The organism is Actinocrinis puniceicyclus (assembly GCF_018283645.1).
Lineage (GTDB): Bacteria > Actinomycetota > Actinomycetes > Streptomycetales > Catenulisporaceae > Actinocrinis > Actinocrinis puniceicyclus.
Genome location: NZ_JAGSXH010000009.1, coordinates 26562 through 44371, shown reverse-complemented (window position 1 = coordinate 44371; position 17810 = coordinate 26562). Strand labels below are relative to the sequence as shown.

Sequence of the window (17810 nt, the reverse complement as noted above, 5' to 3'; positions counted from 1 at the left end):
GAACGGCCTTACCGAACTAGACGCCCGGGTCGGCGGATGGCCCGGACGGGCCATGGTCGCCGTTATGCCCGGTCTCTAAGCTGGCAAGGGCCAGCGAAAGACCGCGGGCGAGGAAATCAAGCATCAGGGCGATCGCCAGGACCATGACGGTAAGGAGGTGACCGGATTGCGTACGGTCAAGCACAGCCCCGCCACCCTGCACGATCCGGCGCCGCGCCGTGAATCGGCGCACAGCCACGGCCACGGTCGGCCGCTGCGCGCCACCTTCTCCCACGACCGGGTGGCGCTGGACGAGATCGAGCTCTACGCGGAACTGATCATCGCCGCGCAACGCAGCGACAAACCGCTTTCCAGCGCGGACATCGACGCCGTACTGGGCCTGCGCCCAGGAGAGCCGGCCCGATCCCGCTGAGGCCACCACCCCGCAGGGTCCGCGGTGCCGCACACAGACAGTGATACGAGGGCCACGATGCACAGGTCACGGTGCACGGGCAGAGCGCACGGGTCAGAGCGCACGGCGCATGGTTCACGGGTCATGAATCCAGGGGTCACCGGGGCCAGGGTCCAAGGGTCACCGCGTGTACGGGTCACTGTATACAAGGGGTCACTGCGTACAAGGGATCGCCAGGCCGAATCGGCCCCCTGATCACGCAGCGAATTCGTCGGGCCACGGCCGACGGAACGAGGGGCGCGCATATGGGCGCACACGGCGCGCTCGGGTCGCGGAGCGTCTAGCATCCTTGTGGTCACGGAACCGAGCAGTTCCCGAACCACCGCTCCAGTTCCTCCCCCGGGGCGGGAAGCCAGCCCGTCCCGACCTGCCCGGAGTACCCAGTGCGCCTGCGTCTGACTCCACAAGAGACGACCTTCTACGACCTGTTCGCCAAAGCGGCGGACAACCTGGTCGTGGGGGCAGGTCTGCTCACCGAGTTACTCGGCAGCGACAAAGCCGACCGCACCGGCATCGCCGAGCGGATGCGCGATGCCGAGCACGCCGGCGATGAGGTTACCCACGCGATCTACCGGCAGTTGAACTCCTCGTTCATCACGCCTTTCGACCGGGAGGACATCTACCAACTCGCCGGCCGGCTCGACGACGTGATGGACGCCATGGAGGCGGCGGTCGACCTGGCCACGCTCTATCAGGTCGAGGCACTGCCCCCGGGCGTCACCGACCAGGTGGACGTACTCGTGCGGGCGGCGGACCTCACGGCCGAGGCGATGCCCCGGCTGCGCTCGATGAAGAACCTGACCGAATACTGGATCGAGATCAACCGGCTGGAGAACCAGGCCGACCAGGTGTACCGCAAGTTGCTGGCGCACCTGTTCTCCGGCGAGTACGACGCGATAACCGTGATGAAACTGCGGGAGATCGTCGAGAACCTGGAGACCGCGGCGGACAACTTCGAGCACGTGGCCAACGCGATCGAGACGATCATCGTCAAGGAGTCCTGAGACCGTGCAGACGCTCGGCCTGATCACGGTCGTCATGGTCGCTCTGGGTTTCGCCTACACCAACGGTTTCCACGACTCGGCCAACGCGATCGCCACCTCGGTGTCCACCCGGGCGCTGACCCCGCGCGCCGCGCTGGTCATGGCGGGCGTCATGAACCTGGTCGGCGCCTACGTCGGCCTCAAATTGGGCGGCGGGGTGACCAAGTCCATCGTCAACGGCATCATCGCCACCCCGCCGAAGGGCGCCGGCGGCCTGGTGGTGGTCTTCGCGCTGCTCGCCGGGGCGATCCTGTGGAACCTGATCACCTGGTACTTCGGGCTGCCCTCGTCCAGTTCGCACGCGCTGATCGGCGGCATGGTGGGCGCCGGACTGGCGGCGGGGCTGACCGTGCACTGGGGCGGGGTGTGGAGCAAGGTCGTGCTGCCGATGCTGGTCTCCCCGATGGTCGGGTTCGTCCTGGCCTTCGCCTTGATGGTCGCGATCCTGTGGGGCTTCCGGCGGCGCCGGCCGGGCCCGGTGACCCGGGGCTTCCGGATGTCGCAGACCGTCTCGGCGGCCGGCATGGCGCTCGGTCACGGCATTCAGGACGCGCAGAAGACCATGGGTGTGGTGATGCTGGCGCTGATCGCCGGCGGCCACGCGACCAACAAGAGCCCCGTTCCGTGGTGGGCGTTGCTCACCACGGCTCTGTCGATCTCGCTTGGCACCTACGCGGGCGGGTGGCGGATCATGCGCACCCTCGGCCGGCGGATCATCGAACTGGACCCGCCGCGCGGGTTCGCCGCGGAGACCGTGGCGTCCCTCGTGCTGTACTTCACCGCGTTCATCTACCCGGCGCCGGTTTCCACCACCCACATCATCACCGGCTCGATCATGGGCGCCGGGGCGACCAGGGGGAGGAACGCCGTGCGCTGGGGCGTGGCGAAGAACATCGTCTACGCGTGGTGCATGACGATTCCGGCGGCCGCGGTCTGCGCGGCGGCGGTTTACTACGTCGTGCATCCGATCTTCGTCTGATCGGGCTGACGCGTCGTCAGCCACCGGTCTGGGCGGTGTTTCACGTGGATCATGTGCTCGGAGGCTGATCTCGCCGCGCTGACTCGCGCGGTGCCGGGAGAGCGAACTCGCACCACACTGACTTGCCGGTACCCAGGAGCCGCGCCCCCCACGACGAGGCGAGGGTGGCGACGATACCGATGCCCCGGCCGCTCTCGTCGGTGTCGTTCGCCAGCCGCCGCCGCGGCAGATGGTCGTCGCCGTCGTAGACGTCGACGATGAGCCTGCGGTCCGTGCGCCGCAGCCGAAGTCTTACCGGCGGCCTTCCGTGGGTGGCGGCGTTGGCCACCAGTTCGCTGACGGCGAGCACGCCCGTGTCGCACAGTTCCTCGCCGATGTGCCAGCCGCGCAGCACCCCGGAGGCGAAGGCGCGGGCGTGCGCAGCGATCTCGGTGCCGCCGACCAGGTCGATCCCGGCCGAGCGGAACAACCCGGCGCGCTCCCCCTGCCACCGCGGCACGTGCACGACCAGCAGCGCCACGTCGTCGTCGTGGTCGGCGGGCAGATCCATCCCGGCCAGCAGTTCGTCGCGCACCAGGTCCACCGGCCCGATCCGGCGCGGCGCGTGCCGCTCGGCCGAACGCGGCGCCGGCAGCTGAGGCGCCCCGGCGAGGATCTTGCGCAGCCGGGTGAGCTGGTCGTCGAGGTCCACGCCGCGCCGCTCGACGAGACCGTCGGTGAACAGCGTCAGGTACGAGCCCGGCGGCACGGTGACGCACGCCTCCTGCCAGGTCCACTCCCCGGTGCCGAGCGGCGGACCGCCGGCGGCGTCCAGGTCCACGACCATGCCCTCCGGCAGGCGCAGCAGAGGCGCGGGGTGGCCGGCGTTCGCGTACGTGAGCACGCATTCGTCCGGGTCGTAGACCGCGTACACGGCGGTGGCCAGCGCGCCGAAGTCGCAGACCCCCGCGCTCGCCGAGCTCTCGGCATAGGCGACGCCTTCCAACTCGGCCGCGTGCCGGTCCAGGTGCAGCAGCAGCTCGCCGGGCGGCAGATTCGCCGCCGCATACGCGCGCACCGCCGCCCGCAACTGGCCCATCACCGCCGCGGCGTGCACGCCGCGGCCCATCACGTCTCCTATGACGAACGCGGTCCGCCCGGCACCCAGCGGGATCACGTCGTACCAGTCGCCCCCGACCTGGTACTCGCCCGGCGAGTTAACGCGCCGCCAGATGTCCGTCGCATACTCGGGTGCGTTGTCCGCGGCGCCGGGCAGGTAGACACCTGCGATTCGCAGGTCGTCCGGTTGCGAAAGACGTTGCGGCAACAGCGACCGCTGCAACGCGACGGCGGCGTACCGGTGACGGCGCTCTCCAGCGCGCAGACGGTCGACGGCCACCACCTGATCGGTGCAGTCGATGATGTCGACCAGCGCGCCTGTGACCGGACCACCCTCGGGTTGATGCACCGGCGAACAGGTCACACGCAGGACCGCGGGGCGTTTGGCCGGGCCGTATCCGTTGACGCGCACTTCTGGTGCGATGAACACCGTGCCCGTGGCGAAGACGTGGTCGAGCGCGTCGAGCAGGCCGAGCTGAGCGAACTGCGGGACCAGGCGCGCCAGTGGTCCGCCGGCCTCGGCGCGCAGCCCGAACGCCTCCCGGAAGGCGCGGTTGACGAAGTCGACCCGATGCTCGTGGTCCCGCACCAGCGCGATCGCCCTGGGAGCCGCGCCCAGGGCGGCCGCCAGCAGGGCGCCGACCCGCTCGCCGATCGGGTGGCCGTCGCCGGCGGGGTACCGCCGGGCATCGGCCGATCCGTCGCCGAACTCGTCGAAACCCGGATCGCGCAGGGCTGTGTTCTTCAGCATCGAGCCACTCACGGAGGTGTCGTCGCGGCAGGAGTCGTCGGTCAGCGCTGGGTAGTCGGGCGCTGGGTAATCGGGCGCTGTGTCATCCAGTGCGGTCTCATTCAGTGCTGCGGCATTCGGCGCCCAATCGTCGAGCGCCCTGCCATCCGGCACGATGCGGGGAGCCGGAGCCGCCTGGCGCGGCACGACGGACTCGGACAACGCCGGGAACGGCGCATCGGGCTTCCAAGACACGGGTAGTGGCGTCCTCTCCAAGTACCCGCCGCCCACCACCCGACCGTACGCCCGTCTCGTCAGCGTCCGGTCGGCGGCGCGCAAGCCGCGCATTCGGAGCCGGACAACTCGCCCCACCCGGAACAGCAGGTGTGGCAAGTCTGCCGGACTGGGCAACGCGGCGCGTGGGTCTTCCACGATCAACCATTCGATCGAGGGACAAGCGGGAGCGGCTCCGGCCTCGTTCGGCCAGGCTGGCGACGGTTCCCGGTCGGTCACCCGAACGGATGAGGCCGAAAGGGCGGTTCGCGGTGCCGTCGCTGGACGCGCGGATCGGTTCAGCTACGTGCGAACTGTGAACAGTGCTATGAACATCCCGGGATCACTCCGGAGCTGCCTCCCGGCTGCGCCGCGGCCAGCTGCAACAGGCCGCACAGAGTGCTGTCCGAAACCAGCCACCCGCCGTTCTGCTTGACCGCCTTGCCGGCCATACCGCCCATCATCACCGTGCCGTTGAGCGAGATCGAATAGGTCACGTCCGCGTCACTCGCGTCGGGGAAGGTCACCTTCTGCACGGTCGCACTCGCCTGGCCGACCCGTGGGTCGGCGGCGAACGCCTGAAGGGCCGGTTTCATGGTGGTGGTGCCGTTCTGCAGCAGCTTCTCCTTCTGGCCTATCGGCGTGTCCTTGGAGAAGAAGGACTGCCAAACCCGGGTCACCGCCGCGGCGTCGGAGCTCTGCGCTCCCGCGGAGGAAACGCTCACGCCCGGAGAAGACGCGGAGCTCGGGGCGGTACCGCCGGAACCGCCACATCCGGCCAGCAGCGCCACTCCCGTCAGGGGGATGAGGATACGGCTGAGGAGCCTCATGATTACCGCCTCTCCCGCACGACACGGTTCTGCCATACCATCATGGCGCGGTTGGGTGACTTTGTTGAGGGGTGCCGGTGGTTGTCCGCTTTGGTCCCGGAGTCGAACTCGGCTGGGTGGTGGCTGCCGTGGGCGCCGGGATGGACGTGGTCGGCTGGTATCAGATCTCCGGGCAGCCCACCGAAGCGCAGCAGCTGCCCTACCTCGCCTCGGCCACCATCCCGGGCGCCGCGCTGATCGTCGCCGGAGCGGTGCTGGTGGGGGCGCGGCGACGCGGCGCGGCGGGGCGGGATCGGCCGGCGCAGGCCACGGCGCCGACGCAGGCGCGGCGCGACGGGCTGTGGGCGCTGCCGGACGGCAGTTATCTGCACCGCGGCGACTGCCCGCTGCTGGACGGCAAGCCGGATGCCTTCGAGGTGACCGGCGTCCGGAGCGGCCCGGCGCCGCGGCGCGCCTGCCCGATCTGCGAACCCGACCTGGTCACAGCCCCGTAGCCGGGCGGTGCGCGCCGTGAAACCCATGAAAGGCGTCCGGCCGGGCCCCGCGACCGCCCGCGGCCCCGGACGAGTTCCGAGAGCGCGGCCGGGGCGAACGCCCGCCGACGTCCGCCGGGCCGGGTGGCCGCGATGAGCGCGGGTGCGGGCCAGCTCGCGGTCGCCGGGCTCGGCATCGGCGCGGTGGCCGGGCTCTCCGGACTCGGGGTGATCGCCACGTACCGCGTGACCGGGGTGCTGAACGTCGCCTTCGGCGCCATCGGGATGATCGGAGCCTTCCTGCTGCGGGTGGCGGTGCGGGAATGGGGACTGCCGGCCGAGCTGGCCGCGGCGCTGATCGTGTTGGTCGCGGCGCCGCTGCTGGGGCTGCTTCTCGACGCGGCGGTCTTCCGGCCGTTGCAGAACCACGCCGCCGGGGTCGCCGCCGAACTGACCGCGGGCTTCGGCGTCACCGTGCTGCTGGTCGGGATCGCGACGGCGTTCTGGGGGCCGTCCGCGCACACGGATGTGCCCTCGCTGCTGCCGGCCGGATCGGTACGCCTCGGCGGGCTGCTCGTGCCGGTCGCGGTGCTGGTGCAGCTGGGGCTCCTGGCGGCGGTCGCCACGGGCCTGCACCTGTCGGCGCGGGGCCGCACCTTCGGCGTGGCGATCCGGGCGGTGGTGGACGATCGCGGCCTGGCCGAGCTGTCGGGGCTGCCGGCGCGCCGGCTCGGCCGGCTGGGCTGGGCACTGGGCTGCGCGCTGGCCGCGGCGGCCGGGATGCTGCTGGCCGCCCAGCTGCGGCTGGATCCGGTCACCTTCACGCTGGTGCTCTTCGAGACCCTCGGGGTCGTGGTGGCCGCTCGGCTGGTGAACCAGCCGGTGGCGATCGCGGTGGCCTTGGCGACCGGAATCGCGCAGGCCGAGCTGATCGGGGTACAGCTGGGCGGCCGGCCGGGGGAGGTGCTCGCGGCGGTGCGCTCGAACCTGTTCGTGGCGGTGCTGCTGGTCGCGGTCTGGTTGGCGCCGGCGTTCCAGGAGACACGCGAGCGCGCGTCGCTGGTGCCGCGCAAAGGCACGCTCGCCGAACACGTGGGCGGCTGGTGGCCGGTCGCCGCACTAGGTGTCGCCGCTGCCCTACTGCGACCGGAGGACCTGGGCACAGCGCAGCAGGTGCCCGCGCTGGCGATCGTGCTGCTCTCGTTTCGGGCGCTGAGCTCGGTGGGTCTGGTCTCGCTCGGGCAGACCGCCTTCGCCGGCGTCGGCGCGCTGGCCGCGGCGTGGAGCCCGCGGTTCGGGCTGCTCGCCGCGCCCGCGGCCGGGGCGGCGCTCGGGCTGCTGTTCGCGCTGCCGGTCGCGCGCAAGCGGCCGTTGCACCTCGCGCTGACCACGCTCGCCCTGGCGACGGCCGCGAGCCGTTTCGTCTTCGAGCAGCCCCTGTTCACCCCGCCGCTCGCGCGCCGCCCCGGGTTCCTCGCCGGCGACCGCGCATTCCTGCTGGCCGAGGCGGTCGCTCTCGCGCTCGTCGTGCTGGCGCTGCTGCCGGTGGACCGGGGCCGGATCGGCCGGCGGCTGACCGCGATCAGGGACAGCGAGCCGGCGGCGCGCATGCTCGGCGGCGACGTGGAACGGGTCAGGGTGCTGGTTTTCACGGTCGCGGCCGCGGTGGCGGCGTTCGGCGGGGCGTGGTGGGTTTACGCGGCCGGCGTGTTCGGCGCGAGCGACTTCGATCCGCTGCGCGGGCTGATCTGGCTGGCCGCGGCGACGGCCGTGGGGCTTTCGAGCGCTCCGTCGCTGATCCTCGCGGCGGCCGGGATGGTGGCGGCCGACGCGGCGATCCCCGGAGCCTCCGCGATCATCGTCGGGCTCGCGGCGCTCGGCGTGCCGTGGCTGCGCGGCGAACCCGCCTCCGGGCCGACCACCGCGCGCACCGGGACCAGGGCCCTGTCATGACCGTGGCGTTGCGCTGCTCGGACGTGCGCTTGCGCTACGGCGGGGTCGAGGTGCTGCACGGCGTCGGGCTCGCGGTCCCGTTCGGGGCGATGACCGCGCTGGTGGGTCCGAACGGCGCGGGCAAGTCCACCCTGCTGGGCTGGTGCGCTGGGGCGGCGAGCACGGGAACAACCGCCGGCGGCCGGCTGGAACTGGCGCCCGCGCCCGCGACGGGTCCGCCGGCGCGCCGCGCGGTGCCGCTCGCCGACGCGACGTCGTGGTCGGCGACCCGCCGCGCCGCGTCCGGACTGCGCCTCGTGCCATCGGGGGCCAACGTCTTCGCTAACCTGACCGTCGCCGAGAACCTTCGCGTCGGCGGCGAGCCGGGTCGCGACGACGCGGGCGCGGTGCTCGATCTGTTTCCAGAGCTCAAGCCCCATCTGCGGCAGCGGGCCGCGACACTTTCCGGCGGCCAGCGGCAACTGCTGGCTGTCGCCTGCGCGCTGGGTGGCAGGTGGCGCGTGCTGCTCGTCGATGAGCCGGTTCAGGGCATCGCGCCAGCGTTGTCCGATCGCGTTTATGCAGCGTTGGCTGCGGCAGTCGCACCGGATCGCGCGGTACTTGTCGCGGATCCGGTGACGCATCGCGCGACGAAGGTCGCCGATTTCGTGTGGCGGCTGGAACGCGGGAGGATCGTCTTCGCGGGTGAACCTACCGAGGTCGCCCGCGACACGGCCGCCGATCACGGCTTGTAGGAGATCACCGGCCCGACGAAGCAGTTGGTGTCCATATCCGGCACCTGCGTTACCCAGCCGCCTTTGCCGCCATACGCAGAGTCCTGCCATCGGGCGACGTTGAGACATCCGTTCTGGGTCGGTCCCGGCCGGGAGACGACGAAGTCGGTGGGGATGATCAGCCCGTGTGCGTCGTACGTCTCGGGGCGGTTCATGAACCGCTCAACGCAACCGCGTGAGACGGCTGCTCCGCAGGAGGCGACCGCGTCGGTGAGCCACTGTGCCGAGATCCAGCCTTCCAGCTCCCACATGGAAAGCCTGTCCCGGCGGTCCGGGAAGTACTTCTGCATCGCGACCCGGAATGCGGCCACGGCCGGGTACTTCGTGTCCTGGTAGTTGCGGTCGGATGCGGTCGCGTACAGCACGTTGCGACAGCGCGGGGCGGCCGAATACGTGGCCGGGACGGTCTGGTCCCAGCTTTGCACGGTGGTGACCTTCGCGACGAGGCCGAGGCCGACCTGGTCGATCGCGGCGCAGAGCCGCGCGTTGCCGCTGGTGTCGATCGCGTCGAAGACGACCTGCACCCCGCGCCCCTTCATGTCGGAGGCGATCGCCGCGAAGTTGGGCAGGGCGAAGTCGATCTGCTCGCTGACCACGGCGTATCCGACGGCGCGCAGGCCGTCCGCGGTGTACTGGGCGAACCGGACCGAGTCGGGCTGGTTGTACGCGACGACCGCCGCGACGTGCGCGCCGAGTTGCTGCTTGAAGTATTCGTATACCTCCGTGCCGCCGTACAGGCGGCCGTTCCAGCCGACAGTGCCCTGACGCGGATCGCTAGACCCGTAGATCCCGTACAGATGCGGGTACTGGTTATACGCGTTGTCGATCGGCTGGCCGCCGATGTCCGGCACGTCGTGGGAACTGACATACGCGGCGCCCGCGTAATCGAAGATCGAGTTTCCCGCGAAGGCGAACACGCGATCCTGGTCGATCAGCTTGTTCACGCACTGTTTGTTGCCCAGCCCGCTGCCGCTGTCGTCGCACTGGTCGACGACGATCTTGCGGCCGTCGACTCCCCCCGCGGCGTTGAGTGCGTTGAAGAAGGCGCGCGCTCCGTATCCGGGACCGGAGAAGGCGTCCGCGCCGACCGGGCTCGTGATCGAGTCGATCATGCCGACCTTGATCTGCGTCGCGGACACGCCGTCCACGAACACGTTCTGCGGTGCGGCCGGGGCCTGGCTGAACGCACTGGCGGGCAGTCGCGTCCCGCAGCCGCTCACAGTCAGCACGCCGCCGAGCAGCAGCAGGGCCACCACCATGCGACGCGCTGCCGAACCGGCCGCGCGCGTCTTCGCCACGCCGCTGCCCTTCCCCGCTCGCCGGCCTGCCATGCGGGGCGGCGCGTCGGCGTCGGTTGAGTGGAACATACGGTACGCCGGGCGGAGGATTGGCCCGTGCCTGAATACAACGCTGTTCCAGAGACCGACATCGCAAACGACATCGACCCCGCGGACGTCTTCGACGTGATCGTGATCGGCGCGGGCCCGGTCGGGGAGAACGTCGCCGACCGAACCCGCGCAGCCGGATTGAGCACTGCCGTCGTGGAGAGCGAACTGGTCGGCGGTGAATGCTCGTACTGGGCCTGCATGCCGAGCAAGGCGCTGCTGCGCCCGGTCGCCGCGCTCGCCGAGGCCCGCGCCGTGGCGGGCTCCCGCGAGGCGGTGGCCGGCCGCTTGGACGCGTCCGCGGTCCTGGCCCGGCGCGACGGGTTCGCCTCGCACTGGAAGGACGACGGCCAGGTCGGCTGGTTGGACTCGATCGGGGCGGTGCTGATCCGCGGTCGCGGCCGGCTGGCCGGAGTGCGCCGGGTGCACGTGGAGACTCCGGACGGCGGGTCGCGCCGGCTGGCCGCACGACACGCGGTGGCGGTGTGCACCGGCAGCGACGCGCTGGTACCCGACCTGCCCGGCGTGGCCCAGGCTCGACCGTGGACAAGTCGCGAAGCGACGAGCGCGCACGCGGTGCCCGGACGACTCGCGGTGGTGGGCGGCGGCGTGGTCGGCGTGGAGATGGCCACCGCTTGGCGCGCGCTCGGCTCGGAGGTGACGCTGCTGGTGCGCGAGACCGCGCCGCTGCCGCGGATGGAGCCCTTCGCGGGCGAGCTCGTCGCCGCCGCCTTGAGCGACGCGGGTGTGACGGTGCGCACCGGCGTGACGGTGACCGGACTCGATCGGCCCGCGCCGGACGGGCCGGTCAGCGTGCTGCTCGACGCAGGTCGGCAGATCGAGGCCGATGAGGTCCTGCTCGCCGTCGGGCGCGTGCCGCGCACCCGCGAGCTCGGCTTGGAGACGGTCGGCCTGGAGCCGGGGACCTGGCTCAAGGTGGATGACAGCTGCCGAGTCCAGGGGGTGGACGGCGACTGGCTGTTCGCAGTCGGCGATGTGAACCGGCGCGCGCTGCTGACGCATCAGGGCAAGTATCAGGCGCGCATGGCGGGTGCGGCGATCGGCGCGTTGGCGCGGGGCGAGTCCCTGGACACGCGACCGTGGGGCTCGCACGTCGCCACCGCGGACGTGTCGGCTGTGCCGCAGGTGGTGTTTACGGAGCCTGAGGTCGCGGCGGTGGGCATGACGGCGAAGGAGGCGCGCGACGCTGGACTCAACGCGCGCGTCGTCGACTACGAACTCGGGCAGGTGGCGGGTGCGGCGCTCTTCGCGGACGACTATCGCGGCAAGGCGCGCATGGTCGTCGACCTGGACCGCGGCGTCCTGCTCGGAGTGACGTTCGTCGGTTCGGGGGTGGGTGAGTTGTTGCACTCGGCGACGGTCGCGGTGGCGGGCGAGGTGCCGATCGACCGGTTGTGGCATGCCGTGCCTTCGTACCCGACGATGAGTGAGATCTGGTTGCGGCTCTTGGAGACGTTCCGCGGCTGAAGCGCGGGACACTAGGGAGCAACGCCGCATGTGCTGGAGTGCGACCGCGGACCTGGCCGCGGGCTGCGTGATCGCAGCAGTCGGGGCCGTCTCGCTCGCGTGTGTCCGGCGCGCCCGGGATTTGCCGCTCGCGGCGGTGCCGCTGCTCCTCGGTGCGCACCAGTTGATCGAGTCTGCGGTGTGGCGCGAGGCGCAGGACGCGGGCAGCGGCGTGGCGCACGTGGTCGGCGGCGCGGCGGTGACGCTCTGGGCCGTGATCGCGTTCCCCTTGCTTCCCGCGTTCATCCCGCTCGCCGTCCTGAGCGCGGCGCCGCAGTGGAGTCGGCTGCGCCTGCTGCCCTTCGCCGCGATCGGCCTGGCGAGCTCGGCGGTGCTCGGTCATGTGTTGGCCTCGGGTCCTGTGACGGCCGCGCCGGTCGGGCACACGATGCGGTACGGGATCGGGCCGATTCCGTTGGTCGTGTTGGTCGTGGCCGGGTATCTCGTCGCGACGGTCGGCTCGCTGCTGGTCAGCGATCAGCCGGAGATCCGCGCGCTGGGGCTGGTGACCGCGGTCGGCGCAGCGGTCTGCTTCACCCTGTGGCGGGCCGCGTTCGCCTCGACGTGGTGCGCCTTGGCCGCCGTAGTCAGTGCGCTGCTTCTGCACTGGCTGCGGCGGCCGCGCAAGAGGCGTCTCGCGCCGGATACGCTCAGACGGTCACGGATTCCCGTTCGATGAGTGCCTTGGCACCCGCGGCCAGGGAATCCCCGGCATCGTCGGCCGGGCCGTGGCCGGCGCGCCGCGCGTGGCGGGGCAGCCGGAATCCGAGCGCGAAGGCCACGGCGACCAGCGCGATCGTGATCAGCGTGGCGCGCTCGGCCGCGCGCAGGAAGGCGGCCGTGTCCGCATGCGCGCCGATCGCACCGAAGAACACGGTGCCCAGGCCGGCGACGCCCACCGACGCGCCGAACTGCTGGAGGGACTCGAGGATCGCCGAGGCCGAACCGACTTCCCGGTCGCTGACCTCGCCCATGATGATGTCGAACAGCGGGACGAAGATCATGCCCATCCCGAGGCCGTAGCCGCCGAGTACCGCCGCCGCGCTCCAGGCGCTCAGGCCGGTGTGCGAGTGCGCGAACACCAGGTACAGCCCGACCAGGCTGACCGCCATGACGGCCAGGCCCAGATGCAGGATCCGCCGGCCCATTCTGTACATCATCGTCGCGCCGAAGCCGGAGCCGATGAACGCGCCGACCGCCCACCAGACCATGGTCAGTGCGGCGTGCGCCGGCCCGTACCCGAGGCCGAGCTGCAGCAGCAGGCCGGTGACCAGTGAGAAGCCGACGATCGCGCCGAAGAAGACCAGGGTGAACAGCGTGCCGCTCGCGTAGGAGCGCTTGGTCAGCACGCTGAACTCGACCAGGGTGTCCGCGCCGCGGCGGGCGCGGCGCACCTGGTGCGCGGCGAACAGGGCCAGCAGCGCGACCGCGCCCGCGCCGAGGATGCCGAGCCAGCCGGGCCAGCCCAGCTCGCGGCCCTGGACCAGCGGATATACCAGCAGGAACATCGCAAGCCCGGCCAGCAGCGCGCCGACGCCGTCGAGCCGGATCGTCCTGCCCGCGCGCGACCTGCGGGGCAGCGCCTTCAGTCCGCCGATCAGGGCGAACAGCGCCAGCGGCAGGTTGATGGCGAAGACCAGGCGCCAGCCCGAGCCGAACAGGTTCGCGTCGATCAGCGTGCCGGCCGCGATCGGGCCGAGGATGGTGGACAGGCCGATGACGGGGCCGAGCGCGCCGAATGCCTTTCCGAGCTCCTGCGGCGGGAACAGGTCACGCAGCAGGCCGAAGCACTGCGGGATCATCACCGCGCCGAACAGGCCCTGCGCGACCCGCGCCGCGATGAGCAGCTGCGGGTTCGGGACGGCGGCGCACGCGAGCGAGGACGCGGTGAAGCCGGCGACGCCGAACAGCAGCATGGCGCGGCGGCCGAACAGGTCGCCGAGGCGGCCGCCGGTCAGCAGGCCCGCGGCGAGTGCGAGGGTGTAGCCGGCCGCCATCCACTGGATGTCCGCGTAGGAGGCCCCCAGGTCGGCTCGGATCGACGGCGCGGCCACGTTGACGATGGTCGAGTCCAGCAGATTCATGATCATCGCGGTGAGTACCGCGAAGAACCCGAGCCAGCGGTGCGCGGTTTCGGGCCGAGGCCCGGGGGCGCGGCCCGTCGAGTTCGCCGTGCCCGTGGAGACCGCCGTGCCCGTGGAGACCGCTCTGCCTGTCATCGCTGTGTTTTCCATGAGGCCCAGCTTGGCGCGGAATTAGGAACACTTGATTCCTAATGAGCGGGCAGAATGTGAGGCGTGTTGGAGACCTCTGCGCGACTGCTGCGTCTGCTCTCGCTCTTGCAGACCCCGCGCGATTGGACCGGGTGTGAGCTGGCCGAACGACTCGGTGTCACCACGCGCACGGTGCGCAACGACGTAGGGCGGCTGCGCGACCTGGGCTATCCGGTGCACGCGACGCGGGGAGCGGTGGGCGGCTACCGGCTCGCCGCCGGGGCGGCCGTGCCTCCGCTGCTCCTCGACGACGAGGAGGCCGTGGCCGTCGCGGTCGGCCTGCGCACGGCGACCGTGGGCTCGGTGGCCGGGATCGAGGAGTCGGCGCTGCGGGCCCTCGCGAAACTGGAGCAGGTGCTGCCGCAGCGGCTGCGCCGTCGTATCAACACTCTGCAGACCTACACCGTCGCGGTGCCCGCGGCGCCGGACCGCGCGGGCGCCCGCGTATCTGCCGACGTACTGACCGCCATCACGGCCGCCTGCCGGGACCACGAGCGGCTGCGCTTCGACTACCGTGCCCACGACGGCGCGGCCAGCCGCCGGGATGTCGAGCCGTACCGCCTGGTCAACTGGGGTCGCCGCTGGTATCTGGTGGCCTGGGACGTGCAGCGTTCGGCCTGGCGCACGTATCGGGTGGACCGGGTCGAGCCGTGCGTCCCCACCGGCCCGCGCTTCGCGCCGCGCGAACTGCCGGCCGAGGATCTGGCCGGATACGTCGCGCGCGGTGTCTCGACCGCCGGCTGGAGCTACCGCGTGCGGATCACGGTGCACGCCCCGGCCGCGCAGATCGTGGAGCGGCTTCCGCCGTCGCTCGGCCCGGTGGAGGCCGTCGACGAGGAGACCTGCGCGGTCGTGCTCGGCAACAACGACGCGGACATGCTGGCCGTGTGGCTCGGCGCGCTCGGCCGGGACTTCGAGTTCGATGTGCGCGAAGCGCCGCAACTGGCCGAGCGGTTGCGGGTGCTGGCCGACAGATACAACCGCGCCGCGGACGGCCGTTCGGCCGTCCGCGGCGGTTGAGCCGGACCCGCGCGGTGAGGCGCGCGCAGCGGGTCGCTGCGAATCAGGATCCGTACTCGGGCGGTCAGTGCCGCCAGGTGATGTAGTGGTGCACCAGCGGCCAGTAGCCGTGTCCCGCGTGGGCCAGGATGTAGGCCACCTGTCCGGCCAGCGCGGAAACCTGCCCGGCGATCTGGCTGGCGGGCGCGTTGGACCAGTACAGCGACCAAAGTTGCGCGTCGATGCGCCACAGCTTGGCCTGGTCGGACCAGCTGAGCACGGTCGGCTTGGCCACGATGAACTGGTAGGCGATGCCGAGCGTCTGGCAGTCGCTGCAGTTCACGTTCACCGCGGAACCGAAGTTGTGCGCGGAGACGTGGGTGGGCACCTTGCCGTCGGCCACGATCTGGAACGCGATCGCGACGCTGTGGCAGCCGGTGCAGTTCCTCGAGTTGGCGTCGGCCTCGTTGGTGGCGTTCACCGACGAGCTGAACATCTGCCGGACCTGGAACGCCACGTCGAACGAGTGGTGGTTCCAGTACGAGGCGTGGCTGGACGCGTAGTTCGAGGCGGAGGACGCCTGGGCGGTCCCCCCGGTGACCAGGGCACTGACTCCCATGATCACCGCGGCGAACACCGCCGCGGCCCTCTTAGGATGAAATTTCACGGTGGTTCCCTTCTGTTGGCGGTCATTCGGCCGTCAGCGAAATGAACTCGGCAGTCGTCTTCGGTTGCTGCTTGCGGGTGGTGGCCGGCGCCGTGTTCAGCGGCGGTGCCGGCCGCCTCGGGCCGCGGCGAGCGCGAGCGCGAGCGGCGGCGACATCCGGCGGGCGGCCAGGCGCAGCAGCCGGGTCAGGATCCGCCAGGACAGCCAGCTCAGCCCGATCACCGGGATGGCCAGCAGGGCGATCGCCAGGGCGTCGACCCCCGCCTGCGCCCACAGGTGATGGACGCAGTCGTGGAAGACGGCCAGGGCGAAAACTGAGATCGAGTGCGCCGTCGTGCGGATGAGGGACGGCAGGTGCCAGAACATCCACACCATTTCGCCGCCGAGCAGCGGCAGCGTCACCAGCACCCAGGTCGTGGCACCCACGCGCGCGCCGCGCCGCAGGGCGGTGGGAAGCTGCGCGGCGCTGCTCCGAGGGCGCAGCCGGGTGGGCAGCAGGTCGCGCAGGATCGGGCCCACCCGGCCGAACAGGTCCGGCACACCGACGATGTCCGCAAGGAGGAAGTAGCCGTCGAAGCGCAGGATCGGCAGCAACTGGTCGATGATCTCGAAGTGCACGAAGAGGATCGCGGCCAGGTACACGGGCTGGCCGGTCAGCGCGTAGCAGCCGGCGAGGGCGAGGATGAAGACTGTGTTGAAGTAGACGCCGCCGAGGTCGGTGCGCAGCCGTCCGGCCCGGCCGACCCGGTACACGTCGGTGACGTCCGTGTACATCGAGGGCCAGACCAGGAAGATGCCGCAGCCGATGCGTCCTGGTCGCGCGCCGGAGTAGTGGCAGGCGGAGGCGTGTCCGAACTCGTGGAAGACCATGGACCCGATGCCGAGGCCGAGCACGGCGAGCATCAGCGTCGGCCTGGTGAGGACGGAGACCAGCGGACCGGCCGCGCCGTGCACGGCGAAGAGCCATACGTCGAGGACGACGACACCGAGCAGCACCGCGGCGACGATGAGCGGCCGGTGTATCCAGGCCAGCATTCGTGCGAGGAAGCGGACCATGGGTGGGCGCACGAGCGTACAGCGTCCGCGCAGCGCGAGCAGCAGGTCGGTGCGCGGCAGGGGGGTCGCCGCCCCGTCCTCGGGCAGGACGAGGCCGGCCGGCTGGAGCTTGTGTTCGATGAGGTAGGCGACGTTCTCCGCGGTGACCTCGCGGCCGAAGCCGGCGGTCACCCGCTGCGCGATCGTGCTCTGATCAGCGGTGCCGTCGATCGCGCGCAGCGTCAGGTTGAGCAGGGCGGTGAGCTGGATGACCTGGCCGTCGGCGCGCCGCACGAGATAGCGCGGCTCCGCGTAGCCGGAGCCCTGATACTCGCCGAACAACTCGGTGCCGGCGGCAGGCTGCGGAACGCGCGCCGCGGTGGCGGCTGTGGATTCGGTTTCAGGTGCGGCCCCCTGCGGGGCATAGGGCACGGTCTCGGCGCGTTCCGCCGGCTTGTTCCCGGTCGTATTGTGCGTCTGGGGCTCGACGACGGTCATCACTGGTCCAAGCACTCGGGCGGCTCGGTGGCGGGGAGCCGGGCGTCCGGCTCCCCGCCACCGGCTGAACCGCCTAGCCGATTGAAATGGTCTGGCCCGCGGCCGCGGTCGCGCTGGAGCAGTAGCTACCGAGGTTGGCCGCCAGCGCCTTGTTGTAGGCGTCGACCCAGGCCACGGTGACGCTGAGCGCCTCGCGGGCGGGGACGAGCTCAACGGTCTGCTCGCGCAGTTCGATGACGTTCATGCTTTTCCTTTTCAGGCGTCGATGGGCTGAAGCGCCGCGGTGGTTACCGCGGGTCAGCTGATGGTGATGGACTGACCGGCCAGCGCGGTCGCGTCGGAGTAGTCGGAGTACAGGTTGACCGCGAGCGCCTTGTTGTAGGCGTCGACCCAGGCCATGGTGACGCTGAGCGCCTCGCGGGCGGGGACCAGTTCGACGCTCTGCTCGCGCAGTTCGGTGAAGTTCATGCTTTTCCTTTTCAGGCTTCGATGGACGGGAGTGTCGCGGTCAGTACCGCAGGTCACCCGATGGAGATGGACTGGAGCGCTACTGCGGTGGCGCTGGAGTGGTCGGAGAACATGTTCACGGCCATCGCCTTGTTGTAGGCCTCGACGTTCGCCCACACGAACTTGAAGTGGTTGAGCGCCTCGCGGCCGGGCAGCAGCTCGACCGGCTGCTCACGCAGTTCCTTGAGTTCCATGAAAGTCACCTCCTTAACGGGAACCGTTGGACTCACAAGAGTCATTACTCCACGACCAGGCAAGCTTGTCAAGACGATACGTATCGTTTTTTTCTCAGGCATTTTTACCATGTCACCCGGTC

Annotated in this window: 18 protein-coding genes; 9 read left to right on the top strand and 9 right to left on the bottom strand. The window is 70.9% G+C overall.

All coding sequences use genetic code 11. The features are described 5' to 3' along the window. Positions 1–157: 157 nt before the first annotated feature. The 3 genes from KGA66_RS04430 (at position 158) to KGA66_RS04420 (ending at position 2473) form a co-directional block, all read left to right on the top strand. Positions 158–412, top strand: coding sequence for a hypothetical protein (locus KGA66_RS04430; RefSeq protein WP_211464767.1), 255 nt, complete (start codon positions 158–160; stop codon positions 410–412). Positions 413–834: 422 nt separating this feature from the next. Next, on the top strand, positions 835–1455 hold the full coding sequence (locus KGA66_RS04425; RefSeq protein ID WP_211464765.1) for a DUF47 domain-containing protein: 621 nt from the start codon (positions 835–837) through the stop codon (positions 1453–1455). A gap of 4 nt (positions 1456–1459) precedes the next feature. Next, positions 1460–2473, top strand: coding sequence for an inorganic phosphate transporter (locus KGA66_RS04420; RefSeq protein ID WP_211464763.1), 1014 nt, complete (start codon positions 1460–1462; stop codon positions 2471–2473). Between the two features lie 49 nt (positions 2474–2522). Here the strand turns inward: KGA66_RS04420 and KGA66_RS04415 are convergent, their stop codons facing one another. Then, on the bottom strand, positions 2523–4556 hold the full coding sequence (locus KGA66_RS04415; protein WP_211464761.1) for an ATP-binding SpoIIE family protein phosphatase: 2034 nt from the start codon (positions 4554–4556) through the stop codon (positions 2523–2525). A gap of 344 nt (positions 4557–4900) precedes the next feature. Further along, a complete protein-coding gene (locus tag KGA66_RS04410) occupies positions 4901–5299 on the bottom strand; it encodes an MTB12 C-terminal domain-containing protein (RefSeq protein ID WP_211464759.1) in 399 nt (132 codons plus the stop codon). Between the two features lie 182 nt (positions 5300–5481). Here KGA66_RS04410 and KGA66_RS04405 point away from each other — a divergent pair, with 182 nt between their 5' ends. The 3 genes from KGA66_RS04405 (at position 5482) to KGA66_RS04395 (ending at position 8564) form a co-directional block, all read left to right on the top strand. Next, positions 5482–5898: a hypothetical protein gene (locus tag KGA66_RS04405; protein ID WP_211464757.1), complete on the top strand. Its 417-nt coding sequence runs from the start codon at positions 5482–5484 to the stop codon at positions 5896–5898. A gap of 132 nt (positions 5899–6030) precedes the next feature. Then, complete coding sequence (locus KGA66_RS04400; RefSeq protein ID WP_211464755.1) at positions 6031–7830, top strand: branched-chain amino acid ABC transporter permease; 1800 nt, start codon at positions 6031–6033, stop codon at positions 7828–7830. Continuing rightward, the gene (locus KGA66_RS04395; protein ID WP_281416394.1) at positions 7827–8564 is read left to right on the top strand and encodes an ATP-binding cassette domain-containing protein; all 738 of its coding nucleotides are present in this window, start codon (positions 7827–7829) and stop codon (positions 8562–8564) included. The genes KGA66_RS04400 and KGA66_RS04395 overlap by 4 nt, the downstream gene beginning before the upstream one ends. On the opposite strand, the gene KGA66_RS04390 is transcribed toward KGA66_RS04395, so the two are convergent. Further along, a complete protein-coding gene (locus KGA66_RS04390) occupies positions 8552–9862 on the bottom strand; it encodes an ABC transporter substrate-binding protein (RefSeq protein WP_211464880.1) in 1311 nt (436 codons plus the stop codon). The two genes, KGA66_RS04395 and KGA66_RS04390, sit on opposite strands and share 13 nt — an antisense overlap. Before the next feature lie 168 nt (positions 9863–10030). Here KGA66_RS04390 and KGA66_RS31395 point away from each other — a divergent pair, with 168 nt between their 5' ends. Together KGA66_RS31395 and KGA66_RS04380 are read left to right on the top strand one after the other, a co-directional pair. Next, positions 10031–11476, top strand: a complete 1446-nt coding sequence (locus tag KGA66_RS31395) for a dihydrolipoyl dehydrogenase family protein (RefSeq protein WP_369015810.1) — start codon at positions 10031–10033, stop codon at positions 11474–11476. Between the two features lie 28 nt (positions 11477–11504). Then, a complete protein-coding gene (locus tag KGA66_RS04380) occupies positions 11505–12194 on the top strand; it encodes a DUF6629 family protein (protein WP_211464749.1) in 690 nt (229 codons plus the stop codon). Here KGA66_RS04380 and KGA66_RS04375 read toward each other — a convergent pair. Beyond that, positions 12166–13734 carry an MFS transporter gene (locus KGA66_RS04375; protein WP_211464747.1) on the bottom strand — a complete coding sequence of 523 codons (1569 nt, stop codon included), beginning with the start codon at positions 13732–13734 and terminating at the stop codon, positions 12166–12168. The two genes, KGA66_RS04380 and KGA66_RS04375, sit on opposite strands and share 29 nt — an antisense overlap. Before the next feature lie 78 nt (positions 13735–13812). Between KGA66_RS04375 and KGA66_RS04370 the strand changes: the two genes are divergently transcribed. Beyond that, a complete protein-coding gene (locus tag KGA66_RS04370; RefSeq protein ID WP_211464745.1) occupies positions 13813–14808 on the top strand; it encodes a helix-turn-helix transcriptional regulator in 996 nt (331 codons plus the stop codon). Positions 14809–14872: 64 nt separating this feature from the next. Here KGA66_RS04370 and KGA66_RS04365 read toward each other — a convergent pair whose 3' ends face one another. From KGA66_RS04365 to KGA66_RS04345, 5 genes are all read right to left on the bottom strand, one after another. After that, the gene (locus KGA66_RS04365) at positions 14873–15454 is read right to left on the bottom strand and encodes a hypothetical protein (protein ID WP_211464743.1); all 582 of its coding nucleotides are present in this window, start codon (positions 15452–15454) and stop codon (positions 14873–14875) included. Between the two features lie 96 nt (positions 15455–15550). Then, entirely contained in the window at positions 15551–16987 is a 1437-nt protein-coding gene (locus tag KGA66_RS04360; protein ID WP_211464741.1) for a hypothetical protein, read from the bottom strand. 73 nt (positions 16988–17060) lie between these two features. After that, positions 17061–17231 carry a hypothetical protein gene (locus tag KGA66_RS04355; protein WP_211464739.1) on the bottom strand — a complete coding sequence of 57 codons (171 nt, stop codon included), beginning with the start codon at positions 17229–17231 and terminating at the stop codon, positions 17061–17063. 53 nt (positions 17232–17284) lie between these two features. Beyond that, the gene (locus tag KGA66_RS04350; protein WP_211464737.1) at positions 17285–17455 is read right to left on the bottom strand and encodes a hypothetical protein; all 171 of its coding nucleotides are present in this window, start codon (positions 17453–17455) and stop codon (positions 17285–17287) included. 53 nt (positions 17456–17508) lie between these two features. Then, the gene (locus tag KGA66_RS04345) at positions 17509–17688 is read right to left on the bottom strand and encodes a hypothetical protein (RefSeq protein WP_211464735.1); all 180 of its coding nucleotides are present in this window, start codon (positions 17686–17688) and stop codon (positions 17509–17511) included. Positions 17689–17810: the final 122 nt, after the last annotated feature.